This is a genomic window from Roseivirga sp. 4D4 (genome assembly GCF_001747095.1).
Classification (GTDB): Bacteria; Bacteroidota; Bacteroidia; order Cytophagales; family Cyclobacteriaceae; genus Roseivirga.
In genome coordinates this window covers 3,015,830-3,031,056 of record NZ_MDGP01000001.1, presented here as the reverse complement: position 1 = coordinate 3,031,056, position 15,227 = coordinate 3,015,830, and the positions used below count along the sequence as shown (strand labels likewise).

Below are 15,227 nucleotides of genomic sequence, written 5' to 3'. Positions count from 1 at the left end.
TTACAATGAAAACCCAATAGCAAATGGAGCTTAGTGTTCACAAGGATGAGTATTTCATGGAACAGGCCCTGAGGCAGGCCGAGCTTGCATTCGAGTCAGGAGAGGTGCCAGTTGGGGCAGTGGTTGTCGCTGAAAAGCGCATCATCGCCAGAGCGCATAATCAAACGGAGCAACTAACTGATGTAACGGCTCATGCTGAAATGTTGGCCATAACCTCGGCTTTCAATGCCATTGGTTCAAAGTACTTAAATGAATGTACCCTCTATGTGACGCTTGAGCCCTGTGTGATGTGTGCAGGTGCTTTATACTGGGCGCAGCTGGGTAAGTTAGTTTATGGTGCTAGTGATCTGAAGCGAGGTTATAGTTTAAATGAGAAAAACTTACTGCACCCAAGAACAGAATTGACCTCTGGTTTGTTAAAAGGGGAAAGTGAAAAGCTGATGAAGCAGTTTTTTGCTAAGCTTAGATAGAATCACAATTTTTGTATAAATATTAAACCAATTCAATTATGGCATTCGAATTACCTCAACTTCCATACGCACACGATGCTTTGGAACCACATATTGACACAAGAACAATGGAAATCCACCATGGTAAACATCATGCGGGTTATACTAACAATCTAAACAACGCTATTGCCGGAACAGAAATGGAAGGCAAGAGTATCGAAGACCTTTTAGCCAACCATACAGATAATGGTGCGGTTAGAAATAATGGCGGAGGATTTTATAACCACAGCCTTTTCTGGTCGATCATGTCGCCAAATGGTGGAGGAGAACCTTCCGGTGATTTGGCCAATGCCATCAATGAAGCTTTCGGTTCATTTGATGCTTTTAAAGATGCTTTCGCGAAAGCCGCTGCTACTCGTTTCGGTTCTGGTTGGGCATGGCTTTGTGTACATGCTGGAGGTAAGGTTGAAGTTTGTTCTACTGCAAACCAAGACAACTCTTTGATGCCTAACATCGGCTGTGGCGGAACTCCAATCTTGGGCTTAGACGTTTGGGAGCATGCCTATTATCTGAATTATCAAAACAGAAGACCTGACTATATCAATGCTTTCTTTAACGTGATCAATTGGGATGAAGTAAGTAGAAGATACTCGGAAGGAAAATAATTGATCCTTCTTCATAAAGAAAAAGCCACCCCGATAGATCGGGGTGGCTTTTTTGATGGTATGAAAAAATTATGATGCTTTCTTCATCATCTCTGCGATTTCCTCCGGTGACCTACTCTTCGAAAGACTTTCACCATGCTGACTAATATCCAGGCCTACTTCTTCAGAAACTTCATTTACTCTCATAGGAATAATGAAGTTGGTGATTTTAAAGAGAAGGTAAGATGCCCCGAAGGTGAATCCTCCTACTAGGAATATGGCCGCCATATGTCTTAGGAAAGTTGTTGGGTCCCCATATATCAATCCAACATCTTTTGCAAAAACGCCTGTCAATATCATGCCTGTAATTCCTCCAACGCCATGGCATGGAAAAACATCCAGCGTATCATCAATTCCAGTTTTGTTCTTATAGTAGACTACTATATTAGAAATAATAGCACCAGCTACACCGATAAAGACACTTTGGCCAATGGTCACAAAACCAGCAGCAGGAGTAATGGCTACGAGTCCCACGACCGCGCCAATTGAAGCACCAAGTCCCGAGATCTTACGCCCCATAAGCGCATCGTAAAAGACCCAAGCCAACATTGCAGCAGCAGAGGCTACAGTGGTAGTAGCGAATGCCATGGCGGCATCGCCATTAGCACCCAAGGCCGAACCGGCATTAAATCCAAACCAGCCAAACCATAATAGGCCTGTTCCCAGCAATACAAATGGCACATTGGCTGGTTTATGAACAGCTCCATGATTCTTTCTTTTTCCTAAAATGATGGCAGCTGCAATGGCTGCAAAACCTGCCGACATATGAACTACCGTACCACCAGCAAAGTCAAGAACGCCCCATTTTCTGAGGAATCCATCTGGGTGCCAGGTCATATGCGCCAAAGGACTATAGACTACAATACTGAATAGAATGATAAATAGAATAAAGCTGGAGAACCTCACGCGTTCAGCAAAGCTTCCTGTGATCAATGCTGGGGTGATAATGGCAAATTTCATTTGAAATAGTGCGAAAAGGATAAATGGAATTGTGGGTGCTAAGTCTGCCTGAGTGGCGCTTCCGACTCCTTTGAAGAAGGCGAAGGTCCTCGGATCTCCTATAAAGCCTCCTATGGAATCTCCAAAGGCGAAACTAAAGCCTCCAACTACCCATACAAGGGTAATTACACCCATGCATATGAAGCTTTGAAGCATGGTAGAAATGACATTTTTTCGGCTTACCATACCCCCATAAAAGAATGAAAGGCCAGGAGTCATCAATAATACGAGGGCAGTGGCAGCGAGCATCCAGGCGGTGTCTGCTCCACTAATGTTTGGGTCAGCTAAAAACTCCTCTCCTGATGGCATATCGAGGAGGCTGACAAGGGCTACGATGATCAAAAGCGCAAACCCTGGGATCCATTGTTTTCTCATTTTCTGTAATTCGATATAAATCAGGCAAAAAATTAACCTGAAAACTGATTGATTACATAAAATAGAGAAATATTGGCTTAATAAATAACCTCTTGAATTCTAATTCTATGAAAACGATTGAAATATCGTTACGGATCGATAAGCTGGGTAATTACTTTTCTTTGAATGCTATCTTTCACAACTTTTGCTTCTTCTTCGCTTAGGGCATCTAGGTTTTTTTGATATAGTTGTTGTGCTAAGTCATTTTGTACAGTATTATAAGCATCGCGCACAATGTCCAAGACCTTCAAAAAACTGTCATATCCCACTTCTTTTGATACTTGAAATACAACTGTAAGTTCATTGCGATGCTTGCTGATTTGTGATATCAAAATATCCGGCAATAATGAAATATCAGTTTTGATCGAGTCTACAAATACCTCTTGTTCTTGATTCATCAAAAGTTGAATTTGAAGAGGTGTAGTTACCACAGAATCACCAAGATTGGGCAAGTATCCGATGTTGCTGTTTATGGGTAATGTGATGGAGTAAATTGTCAACAGAAACTTCCTTCTGATTGTCTGAATATCGAAGTCTTCATCTTTGAAAGCTCGAGCCCAGATTTTTCCAGCAATAAGGGGATCTTCAGAGAAATTACTTACTGTATCACCTGCATTCATAACTCTTAACTCCCACTCTACAACTTTCTCGAATTCGTTTACTTCATTTAAGGCCAATCGGCAATCTCCTTGTAGTAGATAATACGATGATTCGGTTAAAAGACTTCTTTCTTGCCTTCTTATGGTATCAAAGAGTGTCGGTGCTTGGATTTTTATGAAATCGTGAAGCGCTTTTGAGCTGGTATCTGCACATAGACCTCGCTGAACAAGTTCTAGATGAAAAGCGTCTATTTCATACTTTATGCTATCTAGGCTCTGTTTTGGAAATAGGGTGTCACAAGCTGTCTGACTGTAGGCGGATGTTAAGGATAGGAAAAGAGCGATGCTTAGGATAATTCTCATTTTGTCTTAAGTAGCTCCTTCAGTTCATTTAATTCATCCCTCATCTTAGCGGCTTCAATAAAGTCTAGCTCTCTTGCAGCTTTCTCCATGGATTTTTGAGTCTTCTGAATCATTTTCTCCAGTGCATTCTTATCCATATAAGCAACCACAGGATCTGCAGCAATGGAGTGCTCTTCATTTTCTACATAATAAGACTTGTGACCTTTCTTGGAGTCGGCCACACTGGTTTGTCCCATGATGGCCTCTTTCGATTTCTTGACCGTGGTTGGCACAATTCCGTGCTCTTCATTATAGGCCATTTGTATAGCTCTTCTTCGGTTCGTTTCATCGATCGCCTCGCGCATAGAGTCCGTGGTGACATCGGCATACATAATTACGCGGCCATTCTCATTACGGGCTGCCCTTCCTATGGTCTGGATCAATGACCTTTGGTTTCTCAGGAAGCCTTCTTTGTCAGCATCGAGGATGGCGACTAGCGAAACTTCAGGAAGGTCTAGCCCTTCACGAAGCAAGTTTACACCAACAAGAACATCAAAAATACCCAACCTGAGCTCTCGGAGTATTTCTACTCGATCCAAAGAGCTAACTTCTGAGTGAATGTATCTAACCCTAACACCTGCACGCTCAAGGTATTTGGTCAACTCTTCCGCCATGCGTTTGGTTAGCGTAGTAACCAGAACGCGCTCTTCCTTCTTCACCCGGATGTCAATCTCTTCCAGTAAGTCGTCAATTTGATTGAGTGAAGGTCTAACATCGATAATAGGATCCAGAAGACCTGTAGGTCGAATAATTTGCTCCACTACCTCTCCCTCGGTTTTTGTCAGTTCATAGTCTGCTGGGGTTGCGCTGACATAGATTACTTGATTCGTCAGACCCTCGAACTCATCGAATTTCAAAGGTCTATTGTCTAATGCCGAAGGTAGCCTAAAGCCATATTCAACAAGGTTTTCTTTTCTTGATCTATCTCCACCCCACATTGCGCGGACTTGAGGAAGAGTTACGTGGCTTTCGTCAATGATCAGTAAGTAGTCTTCAGGGAAGTAGTCCAAAAGGCAGAAAGGGCGTTGACCTTTTTGTCTGCGATCAAAGTATCTGGAGTAATTTTCAACTCCCGAGCAGTAGCCCAACTCTCGCATCATTTCCAGGTCAAATTCGGTACGTTCTTTTAGACGTTTTGCCTCTAAGAATCTTCGTTCTTGCTCGTATTGATCTATTCTTTCAACAAGGTCATCCTGGATTTCTGTGATGGCCTGTTGTAATACATCCTTTCCTGTAACGAATAGGTTCGCTGGGAAAATGGTGATGATTTTTTCCTCTGAAATTTTTTTGCCCGTGGATGGATCAATCATTTGGATCGATTCGATCTCATCTCCCCAGAAATATATACGATAGGCAAAGTCACCGTAGGCGATATAGATGTCTACTGTGTCTCCTTTTACTCTGAAGTTGCCCCTTTTGAACTCGACTTCTGATCGACTGTATAATATGTCCACTAGAGCAAAAAGCAGCTGGTTTCTCGGAACAGTATCACCCACTTGTAGCCTGACCACATTCTTTCCAAACTCATCAGGGTTTCCAATACCGTAGATACAGGAAACTGAGGCTACTACCACAACATCTCGTCTTCCCGTAAGGAGTGATGATGTCGCACTGAGCCTTAGTTTTTCAATTTCTTCATTGATAGATAAGTCCTTTTCTATATAGAGGTTGCTATTTGGAATAAAGGCTTCCGGTTGATAGTAGTCGTAATAGGAGATAAAATACTCAATGGCGTTTTCCGGAAAGAACTGTTTAAACTCACCATACAGTTGGGCTGCCAATGTCTTATTATGGCTTAAGATCAAAGCAGGTCTTTGCGTTTGTTGAATCACATTCGCTATGCTAAAGGTCTTTCCCGACCCAGTTGCCCCAAGCAACACCTGGGCCTCTTCGCCAGCTTCAACACCTTTTACAAGTCCCTCTATTGCCTTCGGTTGATCGCCAGTAGGCTCAAATTCTGAAGTGAGTTTGAATTCCATGATTTAAAGCTAATAGGAAGATGTTAGTACGGAAAGATTAGGGGATTGTTTTCCAACTTATCCGTTCCAAATCTCCCAAGATTTTTCCGCTTGACCATGGAGCATTTCCAATCCATTTTTTACCCAGCATTTAGCTTCAATTCCTTTTTGCATAAATGCTGTTTTCATAGGGTTGTACACTAAATCGTAAAGGAGATGATCGTGAGTCAACTGCTCATAAGGCAGGTCGGCTAAAGAGGCTTCATTAGGAGACATTCCTAAGGGAGTAGTGTTGACAATCAGCAAAGAGGAGAGGATGTGATTCGGTGAAGAGACGATACTTTCGTAAGAAAGCTGACCTTCTGCTGGTTCTCTTGAAACGAATTTATACTCGATCCCTAAATCTTCTAGGACAGCTTTTACCGCCTTTGAGGCTCCACCGGTACCTAGAATCAGGGCTTTTTCAGGTAACCCATTGGCGCCAATGAACTTTAACAATGAATCTTTGAATCCAAAATAGTCTGTATTGTAGCCTGTTAATTTTCCACCTTCTATTTTGATTGTATTCACCGCACCTATGGCTTCAGCCTTTGGGTCCATGACATCTAAATAAGCAATGACTTGTTCCTTGTAGGGGATGGTAACGTTTAGGCCAACTAAATCAGAGTTGTCAGAGAGTAACTTTGGTAATTCACTTATCGCTGCAATGGGAAAGAGCTCGTACTGGGCATCAGCAATTCCCTCCTTTTCAAACTTATTGGCGAAATACTTTTTTGAAAAGGAGTGACTTAAAGGGTAACCGATGAGTCCGAACTTTCTCATGTTAATCGTTTTTCAGCCAGTTGGCTAAGCGATCTATAAACAATACGATTAGAAATCCTCCAGCAGCATAGCCAAGGGCTTCAATGAAATGAGGCTCAATGCCCGTTTTTGCTAAGTAGTCGTTCGGCAATACATTCACCTCATACAGAGGTTTCAACTCGCCATGACGATCTACATAAGTTTCAATCGTCTCCTTCCAAGGCCATACCTTATTGAGAGCGCCAATCATGAATCCACTGAGTACACCAACTGTGATGTTATGGTATTTTTTAAATAACCAGCTAATTACCCTAGCAAAGCTCAAAATGCCTACAAGACAGCCAGCAGCAAACACCAGGATATCAACGATCCTTCGTTCGTTTAGTGCTGCCATCATGTATTCGTATTTACCGAAAAGCAAAACGATAAATGAGCCTGAAATGCCTGGCAATATCATGGCACAAATAGCCACCGCACCGGCAATGAATAGGAACCAAGGCTCATCTGGGGTCTCAGATGGTACAGCGGAAGTAATGAGGTAGGCGACTGCCACACCGATTATTATGGCAATAAAAACACCGATATTCCACTTTTTGATTTCACGCAGAACCATAAGTGCCGATATCACTATCAATCCAAAGAAAAAGGACCAGAGTTGTATAGGGCTTGTTTCCAGCAGGTAGGTAATGACCTTAGAAAGAGATAGAAAACTGGTTACAATTCCGGCAAAGAGAACAATCAGAAAATTGCCATTGACATGGTTCCAGAGGGCTTTGATTTCAAACTTTTTCAGATAGTTCAGTGCCTCTAAATCCACACTTTTAATGGAGTTCAAGAGCGTCTCGTATATGCCAGTAATAAAAGCAATGGTTCCACCAGAAACTCCAGGTACCACATCTGCGCTACCCATGGCTACACCTTTAAGGAATAACAGCAGAGGATTGATAATACGATTCATTCTAATCTTTCAGATTAAGGAAATGACTGAAGGTGTCTCCTCTTAATCCCAGACGGATAGTCTCCAAAGGAATGACATCAGCTGGTGCAATGTTACCGAGGTTCACATTAGCACCCATCAACTTAATGAAAAACACTTGCTGAGACTTTTGAGGTGCCTCCCAAATAATTTTTTCAAATGGAATTTGGGTCAAAATTTCCTGAACAAGACCGGACCGAACTTCTCCGGTAGAGCGGAAAAGGCCAACATTGCCACTTTCTCGTGCTTCACCGATTACCTTCCAGGCCCCTGCATCTAGCTCTTTTTGCATCAACTCGATCCACTTATATGGAGGAATGATTTTTTCTTCGTCTTTCGATCCAACTTCTGAGAGTACAGTAACTTGCTCCTTGAGCTTTGCGATATACTCACATTTTTGGTCATGGTCCATGTCTAAAGATCCATCGGAAACTTCAGCAAATGGCATGTCAAATTTATCTAACACCTTTCGGTAGTCGTCAAATTGATTTCTGGCGATGAAGGCCTCGAACAAAGTACCTCCGAAATAGAAAGGAATACCAGCTTCCCGATAAACATTTAATTTCTCGTCAAGGTTTGGTGTAACGTAAGAGGTAGCCCAACCCAACTTCACAATGTCTACGTATTCACTGGAAACGTTTAAAAAGTCTTCGGCTTGTCTAACGCTTAGGCCCTTATCCATGGCCATGGTGAATCCCTTATCTCTAGGCTTCTGTGTCCTTTCGGGCACATCTTTCAAAAAGTAGTGCATCTAATTTTTTTCTCTGTACTGATCAATGATCTTGTAAAGGGCCTTTTGGGTTTCCAGCTTTGGAAAGAACTCAAAGAGCACCTCGTGATTTTCGAAGTCCAAAATTAACGCATTTTCCAGATATGTAAATGCTTCTTTGTAGAGACCTGCGCTGATTTGATATACCACCATTCGATAAAGAAGATCAGAATCGTCAGGAGACTCGTCTAAAGCCCTTTCCATCAATTCAATAGACTTTTCATGTTCGCCTTGATCGTGATAAATAAAAGACCAGTCTAACCAGATATCAGCATTATTGGGTTCGAGCATGGCTGCTTCTTGATATGCCTCTGCAGCGGATACGATATTGTCAATATGATATTCAGCATCCGCGACTGCCATCCAGTAGTTAGCGTTTTCAGGATCTAGCTTCAAAGCCTTATTTAAGAAGTGGATCGCCTCATAATATTTATCTTGAGCTGCAAGGCAACAGCCGATGCCATACCAGGCGTCTTCATAGAACTGATCTAGCTTTGAGGCTTTTCGGTAGTATTTAATTGCATATTCGTAGGCTTCTTGCTTTTCATAAGAGGCCGCAATACAGCAATAGACTTCTGAAGATGGGCCCTCATTAGACAAAGTATTCTTATAAGCCTCTAGCGCGTCCTTGTACTGCTCAAGGTTCATATAAGAGTTGCCTAAGTTGAACCAGGCTGATGCAAAAGTGTCATCGATGACTAGTGCATAATCATAAGCCTTTACAGCATCTTCAAACTTTTCCAGCTTATTATAGACGATACCTAAGTTGTACCAAGCATATGATGAGTATGGATCTCTATCGATAAAGGCTTTATAATAGGAAACACTATCCTCTAACTTTCCGGTGACATCAAGACAATAGGCTAACTCATACAGGGCACTTTCGTGATTCAGATTGGCTTCTATGGCTTGTTTGTAATAATCAATAGCCTCTAAGTACTTACCATTGGTTTGATAAGTCAACCCGACATTATAAAACACTTCAGATTTATCCTCGGCCAGATCAAGAGTGCTAAGGAGCACTTCTATTGCTTTATCAAATTCACCTATAATGGAAAGAATATTTCCCTTTACTGTAAGTAACTCGGCATCATTAGGGTGAAGGTTTTCCGCATTTTCAATGATTTTCAAAGCCTCATCGAATTGCTCCTTCCCCAGATAACATTGTGCAGCCAGCATGCTGATTTCCATGCTGAAGGGGTATTGATCTAATGCTAAAAGCGAAGCTTTCAGGCCTTTACCATATTTAAATCTATCTAGGTAATACTGAATAATGGTCTCGTATTCAGTAACATCGAAAAAATTGAATGTCTTGTTTTTGAGTTGTTCCTCAAATCTATTGACCAGCCCACGTTCCTCTTCTCTACTCGGATAATCTTCCTGCATTGATGTCAATTGGTTTATTTAAAGTACTCAAAACCTATTTCTAAAACCACTCTGGCGATCGAAATTATGATATTACTGGTATTGCGATATTGTAGTTCTCTGAAAAAGAAATAGTTACTTGCTTCAGAGCGAATGCATTTCTTTTAATTCATTAACCGACCACTTGATACTTTCATCTAACGATCTAAACTCAAAATTGAGCGCATCCTTTATCTTATCATTTTGAAAATGAAAGTTTGACCTAGAAAGGATGGCCGTGTCTTTGGTGATCATAGCTTCATTACCTGTGATTCTTGATCGGACAAACTCAAAAGCAACTGCTATTTTTAGCATCCAGGGTTTGACTAATTTCTGTGGTCCCTTTTTTCCAAATGCCTCTGCAATTTTTCCAAAGAACTCTTTGTAAGATAGTGTACCAGCGTTGAGAATGAATCGCTCATCCTTAATGCTTGACTCTAATAATTGAATAATGATAGTGGCGACATCTCGAACATCCACGTAGTTCACTGTTCCAGCTGGATGAAAGGATTTTTCATCGTAGGCATATTTAAATACAGAAGTGCTGCCCCCTTTTCCCCAAAGGCCCGGCCCCAGAATTACTGAAGGGTTTACAATTTTTACTTCTAGGCCCTCTTGAGCACCGCGCCAAACTTCCAGTTCCTGAAGGTATTTGGACCGAGCATAAATAGAATCGAACTCGGTTCCTTCCCACCGATCTGTCTCCCTCAACTCGATTTGGCCGGCTTTTCTACCAATGGCCGCAACGGAGCTGATATGCAAAAACTTCGTGACGTTGAGTTTTAGGCATGTATTGACGAGGTCTGCTGTGCCCAGCACATTGGTCTTGTACATTTTCTTTTCCCAACGCTTATCAAATGAAATAATAGCTGCTGCGTGAATTACGGCATCGATATTTTCTAATGATGCCTCTAGAAACTCGGTGTCATTCATGTCACCAACTACCCACTCGATGTTTTTTTCGATGTCTTCAAGCAAAGTCATCTTGCTAGAGTTTCGTTTTACCGCACGAATCTCATGTCCATTTTCTAATAATTGACGACAAACAAAACTGCCAACGAGACCGGTGGCTCCGGTAATAAATACTTTCATTTATAATGAATTATTAAGCAATTCTAATTCTAATAGCTTTTTCCAATATTTGGTTTGCGTGGCCTCTTTCAAAAGGTCAATATGTCCCATATTGTGACAGTCGGTCCCGACTAAACGCGGAATTCTCATGTCTATTAGCTTTTCAGCAAACTTCTTAACCGGTTTTGAGTAACAGCCAGTTAAGGCAACAGCATTTAATTGAAATATGATGTCCCTATCTATCAACTCCTCCAAGAGCGTCTTGTCCTCTAGCAGATAGATGTATCTCTCTGGATGAGCGAATACCATTTTGTACCCCTTCATGGTAAGCTGAAACGAGGCTTCCTTCAATTGCGGAGGAGGGCTAATAAATGAAGTTTCAACCAGTACGAGGTTTTCCCCAAAGGTCATTAGAGGCTCATCCTTTTCTAACCTTTCCATAAAGGTCTCATCAAGAAAGTACTCAGTGGCTGCTGCTAATTCAATATTGATACCTTCTGAGTCGACAGCTTTTTTTACTCTCTCTAGACCTCCATTTATGATCTCAGGCGTATTGTCATAAGAGCCGGTCATGGTATGCGGAGTCGTTATGACTTTTGAATAACCTAGAGTCTCCATTTCCCTAAGAATCTCTAAGCTCTGCTCTATGGTTTGAACACCATCATCAATAGCCGGAATCAAATGTGAATGGACATCAGTCTTCAAGTACCCGATATCTGGTTCATTCGATTTTGACTTATTAAGAAATGAGAATATGCTCAAAATGCGGGTGCTTCAGTATAGGCTGCAAAGGTAGGTAAAACTTGATCTTTCTCGGAGACTATAGGTTCTGAAACCTCCCAGTTAATACCAAGGGCTGGGTCATTCCATAAAATTCCACCTTCTGATTCTTTGTTGTAATAGTTTGAGCATTTATAAGTGAAAATACTGTCTTCAAGTGCGGTAAAGCCATGAGCAAATCCGGCTGGGATTAAAAACATATTATGTCTACTTGCCTCAAGTAGAACTGTGTGGTGTTTACCATAAGTCGGAGACCCCTTTCGAATATCCAGAGCAACGTCTAGTACTTTACCACGTGAAACCCTTACTAGTTTTGCCTGTGCATACGGTGCTGACTGATAGTGCAGACCACGCAAAGTTCCCTTTACAGAGAAAGACTCATTGTCTTGAATAAAGTCTTCTTTTATACCGAGCTCCTGAAAAATGTTTCTTCGATATGATTCAAAGAAGTAACCTCTGTCATCACCAAAAACATTTGGCTCAAGTTCATAAAGCCCTTCAAAACCAGTTTCTATTATTTTCATTCTAATTCCTTAACCTCCCAAATATTGTGACTTTTTTCAGGAATGTCACAGCCTTTAGTTCAACCTGCCGATAAATACGCTGAATTTCCATTTGGTATCGATTAATCGTAGCTTTGCGCACTGATTTATGGGAGGATACGAGACCAGATCTTACGAAAAAGAGACCGCTGTTTTAGTGGCATTAATTACTCAGGAGCAGTCTGAGCAAAAGGTTGTTGAATACCTAGATGAACTGGCTTTTCTTGCCGAAACTCTCGGTTTAGAGGTGGTAAAGTCATTTACGCAAAGACTTGAAAGGCCAGATACGAGAAGCTTTGTAGGTAAGGGCAAGCTAGAGGAAATACAGACTTATATCAAAGCCGAAGAAGTGAGCACGATCATTTTTGATGATGACCTAACGCCTTCTCAACTTCGAAACCTTGAAAGAGAGCTTAAGGTCAAGATATATGATCGTAGTTTGCTTATACTGGACATTTTTCTTCAGCGTGCTCAAACCGCTCAGGCCAAGACACAGGTAGAACTAGCAAGGTCAACTTATCTATTGCCGAGATTGACCCGCATGTGGACTCACCTTGAAAGACAGCGTGGTGGAACGGGTACACGTGGTGGTGCTGGTGAGAAAGAAATCGAAACGGATAGAAGGGCGATTAGAAATACCATCACTGTCTTAAAGAAGCGCCTTGAGAAGATCGAAAAGCAAAATGCCGTTCAGCGAAAGTCTAGACATAACGTAGTAAGAGTAGCACTCGTTGGGTACACCAATGTAGGTAAATCGACCATTATGCGCTTGCTGACAAAGGCGGACGTTTTGGCCGAAGACAAACTCTTCGCGACAGTGGATTCAACCGTGCGCAAAGTGGTTCTAGAAAATATTCCGTTCCTACTTTCAGATACCGTAGGGTTTATCAGAAAGCTTCCCACTCATTTGATCGAATCATTTAAGTCTACTTTGGCGGAGGTGGTAGAGGCAGATGTGCTTTTGCATGTTGTTGACGTCTCTCATCCGTACTTCGAAGATCAAATGAAGACAGTAGATGAAACTTTGGCTGATATAGGGGTGAAGGACAAACCCACTATTCTTGTCTTCAATAAGATTGACCAATTCAATCATATTGATCCTGAACTGGCTGAGGAGATGGAGGAGCCGCCACTGACGCTGGAAGAATTGAAGAACACTTATATCGCCAAAGGCGCGAATACCTCAGTTTTTATATCAGCAGTAGAAAAAAAGAATATTGAAGAATTTAGGTCAGTTTTGATGGAAAAAGTGAAGAAAAGACACTTTACCATCTTCCCAAACTACTTGAAGGATTCTTATTATTAATTACATTTGTAGCCCTTCACGGTAGTTTTTGGCCTCGTAGTTCAATGGATAGAATAGAAGTTTCCTAAACTTTAGATCTAGGTTCGATTCCTAGCGAGGCTACTCTCTTACTTGACATCTAGCACCATTACCTGAAAGACGAGTACAGCATTTGGAGGAACATTTCTGCTTCCCTCTTCACCATAGGCCATATAAGGTGGTACAATGATGTAGCCGTTATCGCCCTTTTCGAAATAACCCAGACCCTTGATGAAGCCATCGATAAAGTTGTTTCTAAATAAGTTAAGGAGAATTGGCTTCTTTCTACGGAAAGAGCTGTCTAATTCTCTGCCACTATAGAGGTAGGTAGCATAGTGTAGGGTCAGGTCAGTTCTACCCGTTAAAGGCTCATAAAGATCAGATCGCCCCTTAAGTTTCATATAGCGAATCCCATTTTGTCCATTAATCCATTCGAAACTCTTAAACTGTTCGTTCCTCAGTTTTTCAAAAGCCTCTTCTGGGTTCGCATCTTCAATGAGGTTACCGTTTTCATCCCATACCTTCAGCCTGATATGGATGCCTTTATCGTTATAGGTTTCTTCCCTTTGTTTTTCGCCATTTTCAAACCAGAAAGTGTGTTTACCTACTTTAATACCATCCTTGGTCTTACCCTGATACTTCTTTTTTCCATTTTCATAACGCTCAGTTACTTTTTGAGCCAAAATGGTATTTGAGCCTGATATAATAAAGACTATTAGGGCAATACTAGAGATGAATAATCGCATAGAAATCTGAAATTAATAATCCTTGACAGAAGTTTTACACGGAAAGTGTAATTCTTGACTACTCATAGTAACTAACTACATTGATTATAAATTTGATAGTTCTAAGTCTTTGATCGAAGCGAATACCGAAGATAGGTTTGTTGAAATGGTTACTGAGTCTCAGGGAATCATTCACAAGGTGTGCAATATCTATTGTGATGATAGAGAGCACCGTAAAGATCTGTTTCAGGAGATTCTTATTCAGCTTTGGAAGTCGTTTGGGTCCTTCAAAGGAGAGGCAAAGTTTTCCACCTGGATGTACCGTGTAAGCTTGAATGTCGCTTTGCAATATGTGAGAAAAGAGCAGAAGAAGCCTCGTCAAACACAACTCTCTGATGAGATGAAAAACCTTTCTGATACCATATCAGATGACAGTTACGAAGAAGACTTAAAGCAGCTCTATCAAGCCATTAGCCAGTTAAATGATATTGAAAAGGCGATAATTATGCTCTATCTGGAAGATAGGGATAATGAGGAAATTGCTGAGATCATAGGAATATCTCAGAACTATGTCCGAGTTCGAATGAACCGAAGTAAAGAAAAACTCAAAAGGATCTTAAACGCTCAATAAGATGGAAGTCAACGACCTCAAAGCCATATGGAAGAAGGCCAATGACCAAGAGAAATCGGGTTATTGGGTGAGTCGGGAGGATATGCATGCTTTGGTACGGAAGAAATCTCGAGCTACGATTGCAGAGGTAATGAGAGAGTTGACAAGAAAAGTTCGCATCTCAACGGCTATTAGCATTCTGGCCGCTCTCATAGGGCTAATGAACATCTTAAACCCTCAAAATGAAGGCTTCATTTCCGAAAACTTAATAAACGATTCGGTATATGGTGTGTTGGTATTGATCATGTCGGCCTGCATTATGGCCATCTCAATTCATGCGCGTTTTAGAAGAAGACAATTAAGCGCACTTGAAACATCAGCAGAGACTTTAAAGAGAGCATTGATCAGCACGAAAGAAATCTTCGGTAAGATTATTCAGACTGGTATTTGGAGCGATACGGTTGTTACTCCAAGTATAATCATCGGCATGGCCGCCTTTAAAGTTTACCAAAAATCTCCTTTTGCCTTTGATATGCGACTAGTTTACCTGATTGGAGTATGGGTTGCATTGGGTTTTGCCTTTCATGCGCTGGCAAAATTTATGATGCGCAGAAAATTCGGTCGTTTTATCAAAAACCTCGATGATCGTCTCCAAGAATTCGAATCTCTTGAAGAATAAATTTCTAAGAAACTGTAATTC

General features: G+C 41.4%; 16 protein-coding genes and 1 tRNA gene. 6 read left to right on the top strand and 11 right to left on the bottom strand.

The annotated features are described in order from the left end of the window. Positions 1-23 precede the first annotated feature (23 nt). Both BFP97_RS13415 and BFP97_RS13410 read left to right on the top strand, forming a co-directional pair. Positions 24-470 (top strand): nucleoside deaminase, encoded by a 447-nt coding sequence (locus BFP97_RS13415; protein ID WP_069842910.1) that lies wholly within the window; start codon positions 24-26, stop codon positions 468-470. A gap of 38 nt (positions 471-508) precedes the next feature. Beyond that, complete coding sequence (locus tag BFP97_RS13410) at positions 509-1,114, top strand: superoxide dismutase (protein WP_069842909.1); 606 nt, start codon at positions 509-511, stop codon at positions 1,112-1,114. A gap of 69 nt (positions 1,115-1,183) precedes the next feature. Here the strand turns inward: BFP97_RS13410 and BFP97_RS13405 are convergent, their stop codons facing one another. The 10 genes from BFP97_RS13405 to rfbC form a co-directional block, all read right to left on the bottom strand. Next, the gene (locus BFP97_RS13405; protein WP_069842908.1) at positions 1,184-2,527 is read right to left on the bottom strand and encodes an ammonium transporter; all 1,344 of its coding nucleotides are present in this window, start codon (positions 2,525-2,527) and stop codon (positions 1,184-1,186) included. 128 nt (positions 2,528-2,655) lie between these two features. Continuing rightward, positions 2,656-3,528 (bottom strand): biopolymer transporter ExbD, encoded by an 873-nt coding sequence (locus BFP97_RS13400; protein ID WP_069842907.1) that lies wholly within the window; start codon positions 3,526-3,528, stop codon positions 2,656-2,658. Beyond that, on the bottom strand, positions 3,525-5,546 hold the full coding sequence (gene uvrB / locus BFP97_RS13395; protein WP_069842906.1) for an excinuclease ABC subunit UvrB: 2,022 nt from the start codon (positions 5,544-5,546) through the stop codon (positions 3,525-3,527). Before uvrB ends, BFP97_RS13400 begins: the two co-directional genes overlap by 4 nt. A gap of 57 nt (positions 5,547-5,603) precedes the next feature. After that, positions 5,604-6,347, bottom strand: a complete 744-nt coding sequence (locus tag BFP97_RS13390; RefSeq protein ID WP_069842905.1) for a shikimate dehydrogenase family protein — start codon at positions 6,345-6,347, stop codon at positions 5,604-5,606. 1 nt (position 6,348) lies between these two features. Further along, entirely contained in the window at positions 6,349-7,284 is a 936-nt protein-coding gene (locus BFP97_RS13385) for a DUF368 domain-containing protein (RefSeq protein ID WP_069842904.1), read from the bottom strand. 1 nt (position 7,285) lies between these two features. Beyond that, complete coding sequence (locus tag BFP97_RS13380; RefSeq protein ID WP_069842903.1) at positions 7,286-8,053, bottom strand: phosphosulfolactate synthase; 768 nt, start codon at positions 8,051-8,053, stop codon at positions 7,286-7,288. After that, positions 8,054-9,457, bottom strand: coding sequence for a tetratricopeptide repeat protein (locus BFP97_RS13375; RefSeq protein WP_069842902.1), 1,404 nt, complete (start codon positions 9,455-9,457; stop codon positions 8,054-8,056). 123 nt (positions 9,458-9,580) lie between these two features. Further along, on the bottom strand, positions 9,581-10,567 hold the full coding sequence (locus BFP97_RS13370; RefSeq protein ID WP_069842901.1) for an SDR family NAD(P)-dependent oxidoreductase: 987 nt from the start codon (positions 10,565-10,567) through the stop codon (positions 9,581-9,583). Continuing rightward, positions 10,568-11,308 carry a tyrosine-protein phosphatase gene (locus BFP97_RS13365; RefSeq protein ID WP_069842900.1) on the bottom strand — a complete coding sequence of 247 codons (741 nt, stop codon included), beginning with the start codon at positions 11,306-11,308 and terminating at the stop codon, positions 10,568-10,570. Then, a complete protein-coding gene (gene rfbC / locus BFP97_RS13360) occupies positions 11,305-11,850 on the bottom strand; it encodes a dTDP-4-dehydrorhamnose 3,5-epimerase (protein ID WP_069842899.1) in 546 nt (181 codons plus the stop codon). Before rfbC ends, BFP97_RS13365 begins: the two co-directional genes overlap by 4 nt. A gap of 127 nt (positions 11,851-11,977) precedes the next feature. Between rfbC and hflX the strand changes: the two genes are divergently transcribed. Together hflX and BFP97_RS13350 are read left to right on the top strand one after the other, a co-directional pair. Next, positions 11,978-13,174 (top strand): GTPase HflX, encoded by a 1,197-nt coding sequence (hflX, locus tag BFP97_RS13355; protein WP_069842898.1) that lies wholly within the window; start codon positions 11,978-11,980, stop codon positions 13,172-13,174. Positions 13,175-13,204: 30 nt separating this feature from the next. Beyond that, positions 13,205-13,276: transfer RNA gene (locus BFP97_RS13350), tRNA-Arg, on the top strand. Between the two features lie 5 nt (positions 13,277-13,281). Here BFP97_RS13350 and BFP97_RS13345 read toward each other — a convergent pair. Beyond that, entirely contained in the window at positions 13,282-13,938 is a 657-nt protein-coding gene (locus tag BFP97_RS13345) for an FKBP-type peptidyl-prolyl cis-trans isomerase (protein WP_069842897.1), read from the bottom strand. A gap of 109 nt (positions 13,939-14,047) precedes the next feature. On the opposite strand from BFP97_RS13345, the gene BFP97_RS13340 reads away from it, so the two are divergent. Then, on the top strand, positions 14,048-14,548 hold the full coding sequence (locus BFP97_RS13340) for an RNA polymerase sigma factor (protein WP_255399456.1): 501 nt from the start codon (positions 14,048-14,050) through the stop codon (positions 14,546-14,548). 1 nt (position 14,549) lies between these two features. Next, complete coding sequence (locus BFP97_RS13335; protein ID WP_069842896.1) at positions 14,550-15,206, top strand: hypothetical protein; 657 nt, start codon at positions 14,550-14,552, stop codon at positions 15,204-15,206. Positions 15,207-15,227 lie beyond the last annotated feature (21 nt).

Bases quoted from the DNA above. Each gene is read 5' to 3' on its own strand.
- BFP97_RS13415 (WP_069842910.1), top strand. From the start codon at position 24: ATGGAGCTTAGTGTTCACAAGGATGAGTATTTCATGGAACAGGCCCTG.
- BFP97_RS13410 (WP_069842909.1), top strand. From the start codon at position 509: ATGGCATTCGAATTACCTCAACTTCCATACGCACACGATGCTTTGGAA.
- BFP97_RS13405 (WP_069842908.1), bottom strand. From the start codon at position 2,527: ATGAGAAAACAATGGATCCCAGGGTTTGCGCTTTTGATCATCGTAGCC.
- BFP97_RS13400 (WP_069842907.1), bottom strand. From the start codon at position 3,528: ATGAGAATTATCCTAAGCATCGCTCTTTTCCTATCCTTAACATCCGCC.
- uvrB (WP_069842906.1), bottom strand. From the start codon at position 5,546: ATGGAATTCAAACTCACTTCAGAATTTGAGCCTACTGGCGATCAACCG.
- BFP97_RS13390 (WP_069842905.1), bottom strand. From the start codon at position 6,347: ATGAGAAAGTTCGGACTCATCGGTTACCCTTTAAGTCACTCCTTTTCA.
- BFP97_RS13385 (WP_069842904.1), bottom strand. From the start codon at position 7,284: ATGAATCGTATTATCAATCCTCTGCTGTTATTCCTTAAAGGTGTAGCC.
- BFP97_RS13380 (WP_069842903.1), bottom strand. From the start codon at position 8,053: ATGCACTACTTTTTGAAAGATGTGCCCGAAAGGACACAGAAGCCTAGA.
- BFP97_RS13375 (WP_069842902.1), bottom strand. From the start codon at position 9,457: ATGCAGGAAGATTATCCGAGTAGAGAAGAGGAACGTGGGCTGGTCAAT.
- BFP97_RS13370 (WP_069842901.1), bottom strand. From the start codon at position 10,567: ATGAAAGTATTTATTACCGGAGCCACCGGTCTCGTTGGCAGTTTTGTT.
- rfbC (WP_069842899.1), bottom strand. From the start codon at position 11,850: ATGAAAATAATAGAAACTGGTTTTGAAGGGCTTTATGAACTTGAGCCA.
- hflX (WP_069842898.1), top strand. From the start codon at position 11,978: ATGGGAGGATACGAGACCAGATCTTACGAAAAAGAGACCGCTGTTTTA.
- BFP97_RS13345 (WP_069842897.1), bottom strand. From the start codon at position 13,938: ATGCGATTATTCATCTCTAGTATTGCCCTAATAGTCTTTATTATATCA.
- BFP97_RS13335 (WP_069842896.1), top strand. From the start codon at position 14,550: ATGGAAGTCAACGACCTCAAAGCCATATGGAAGAAGGCCAATGACCAA.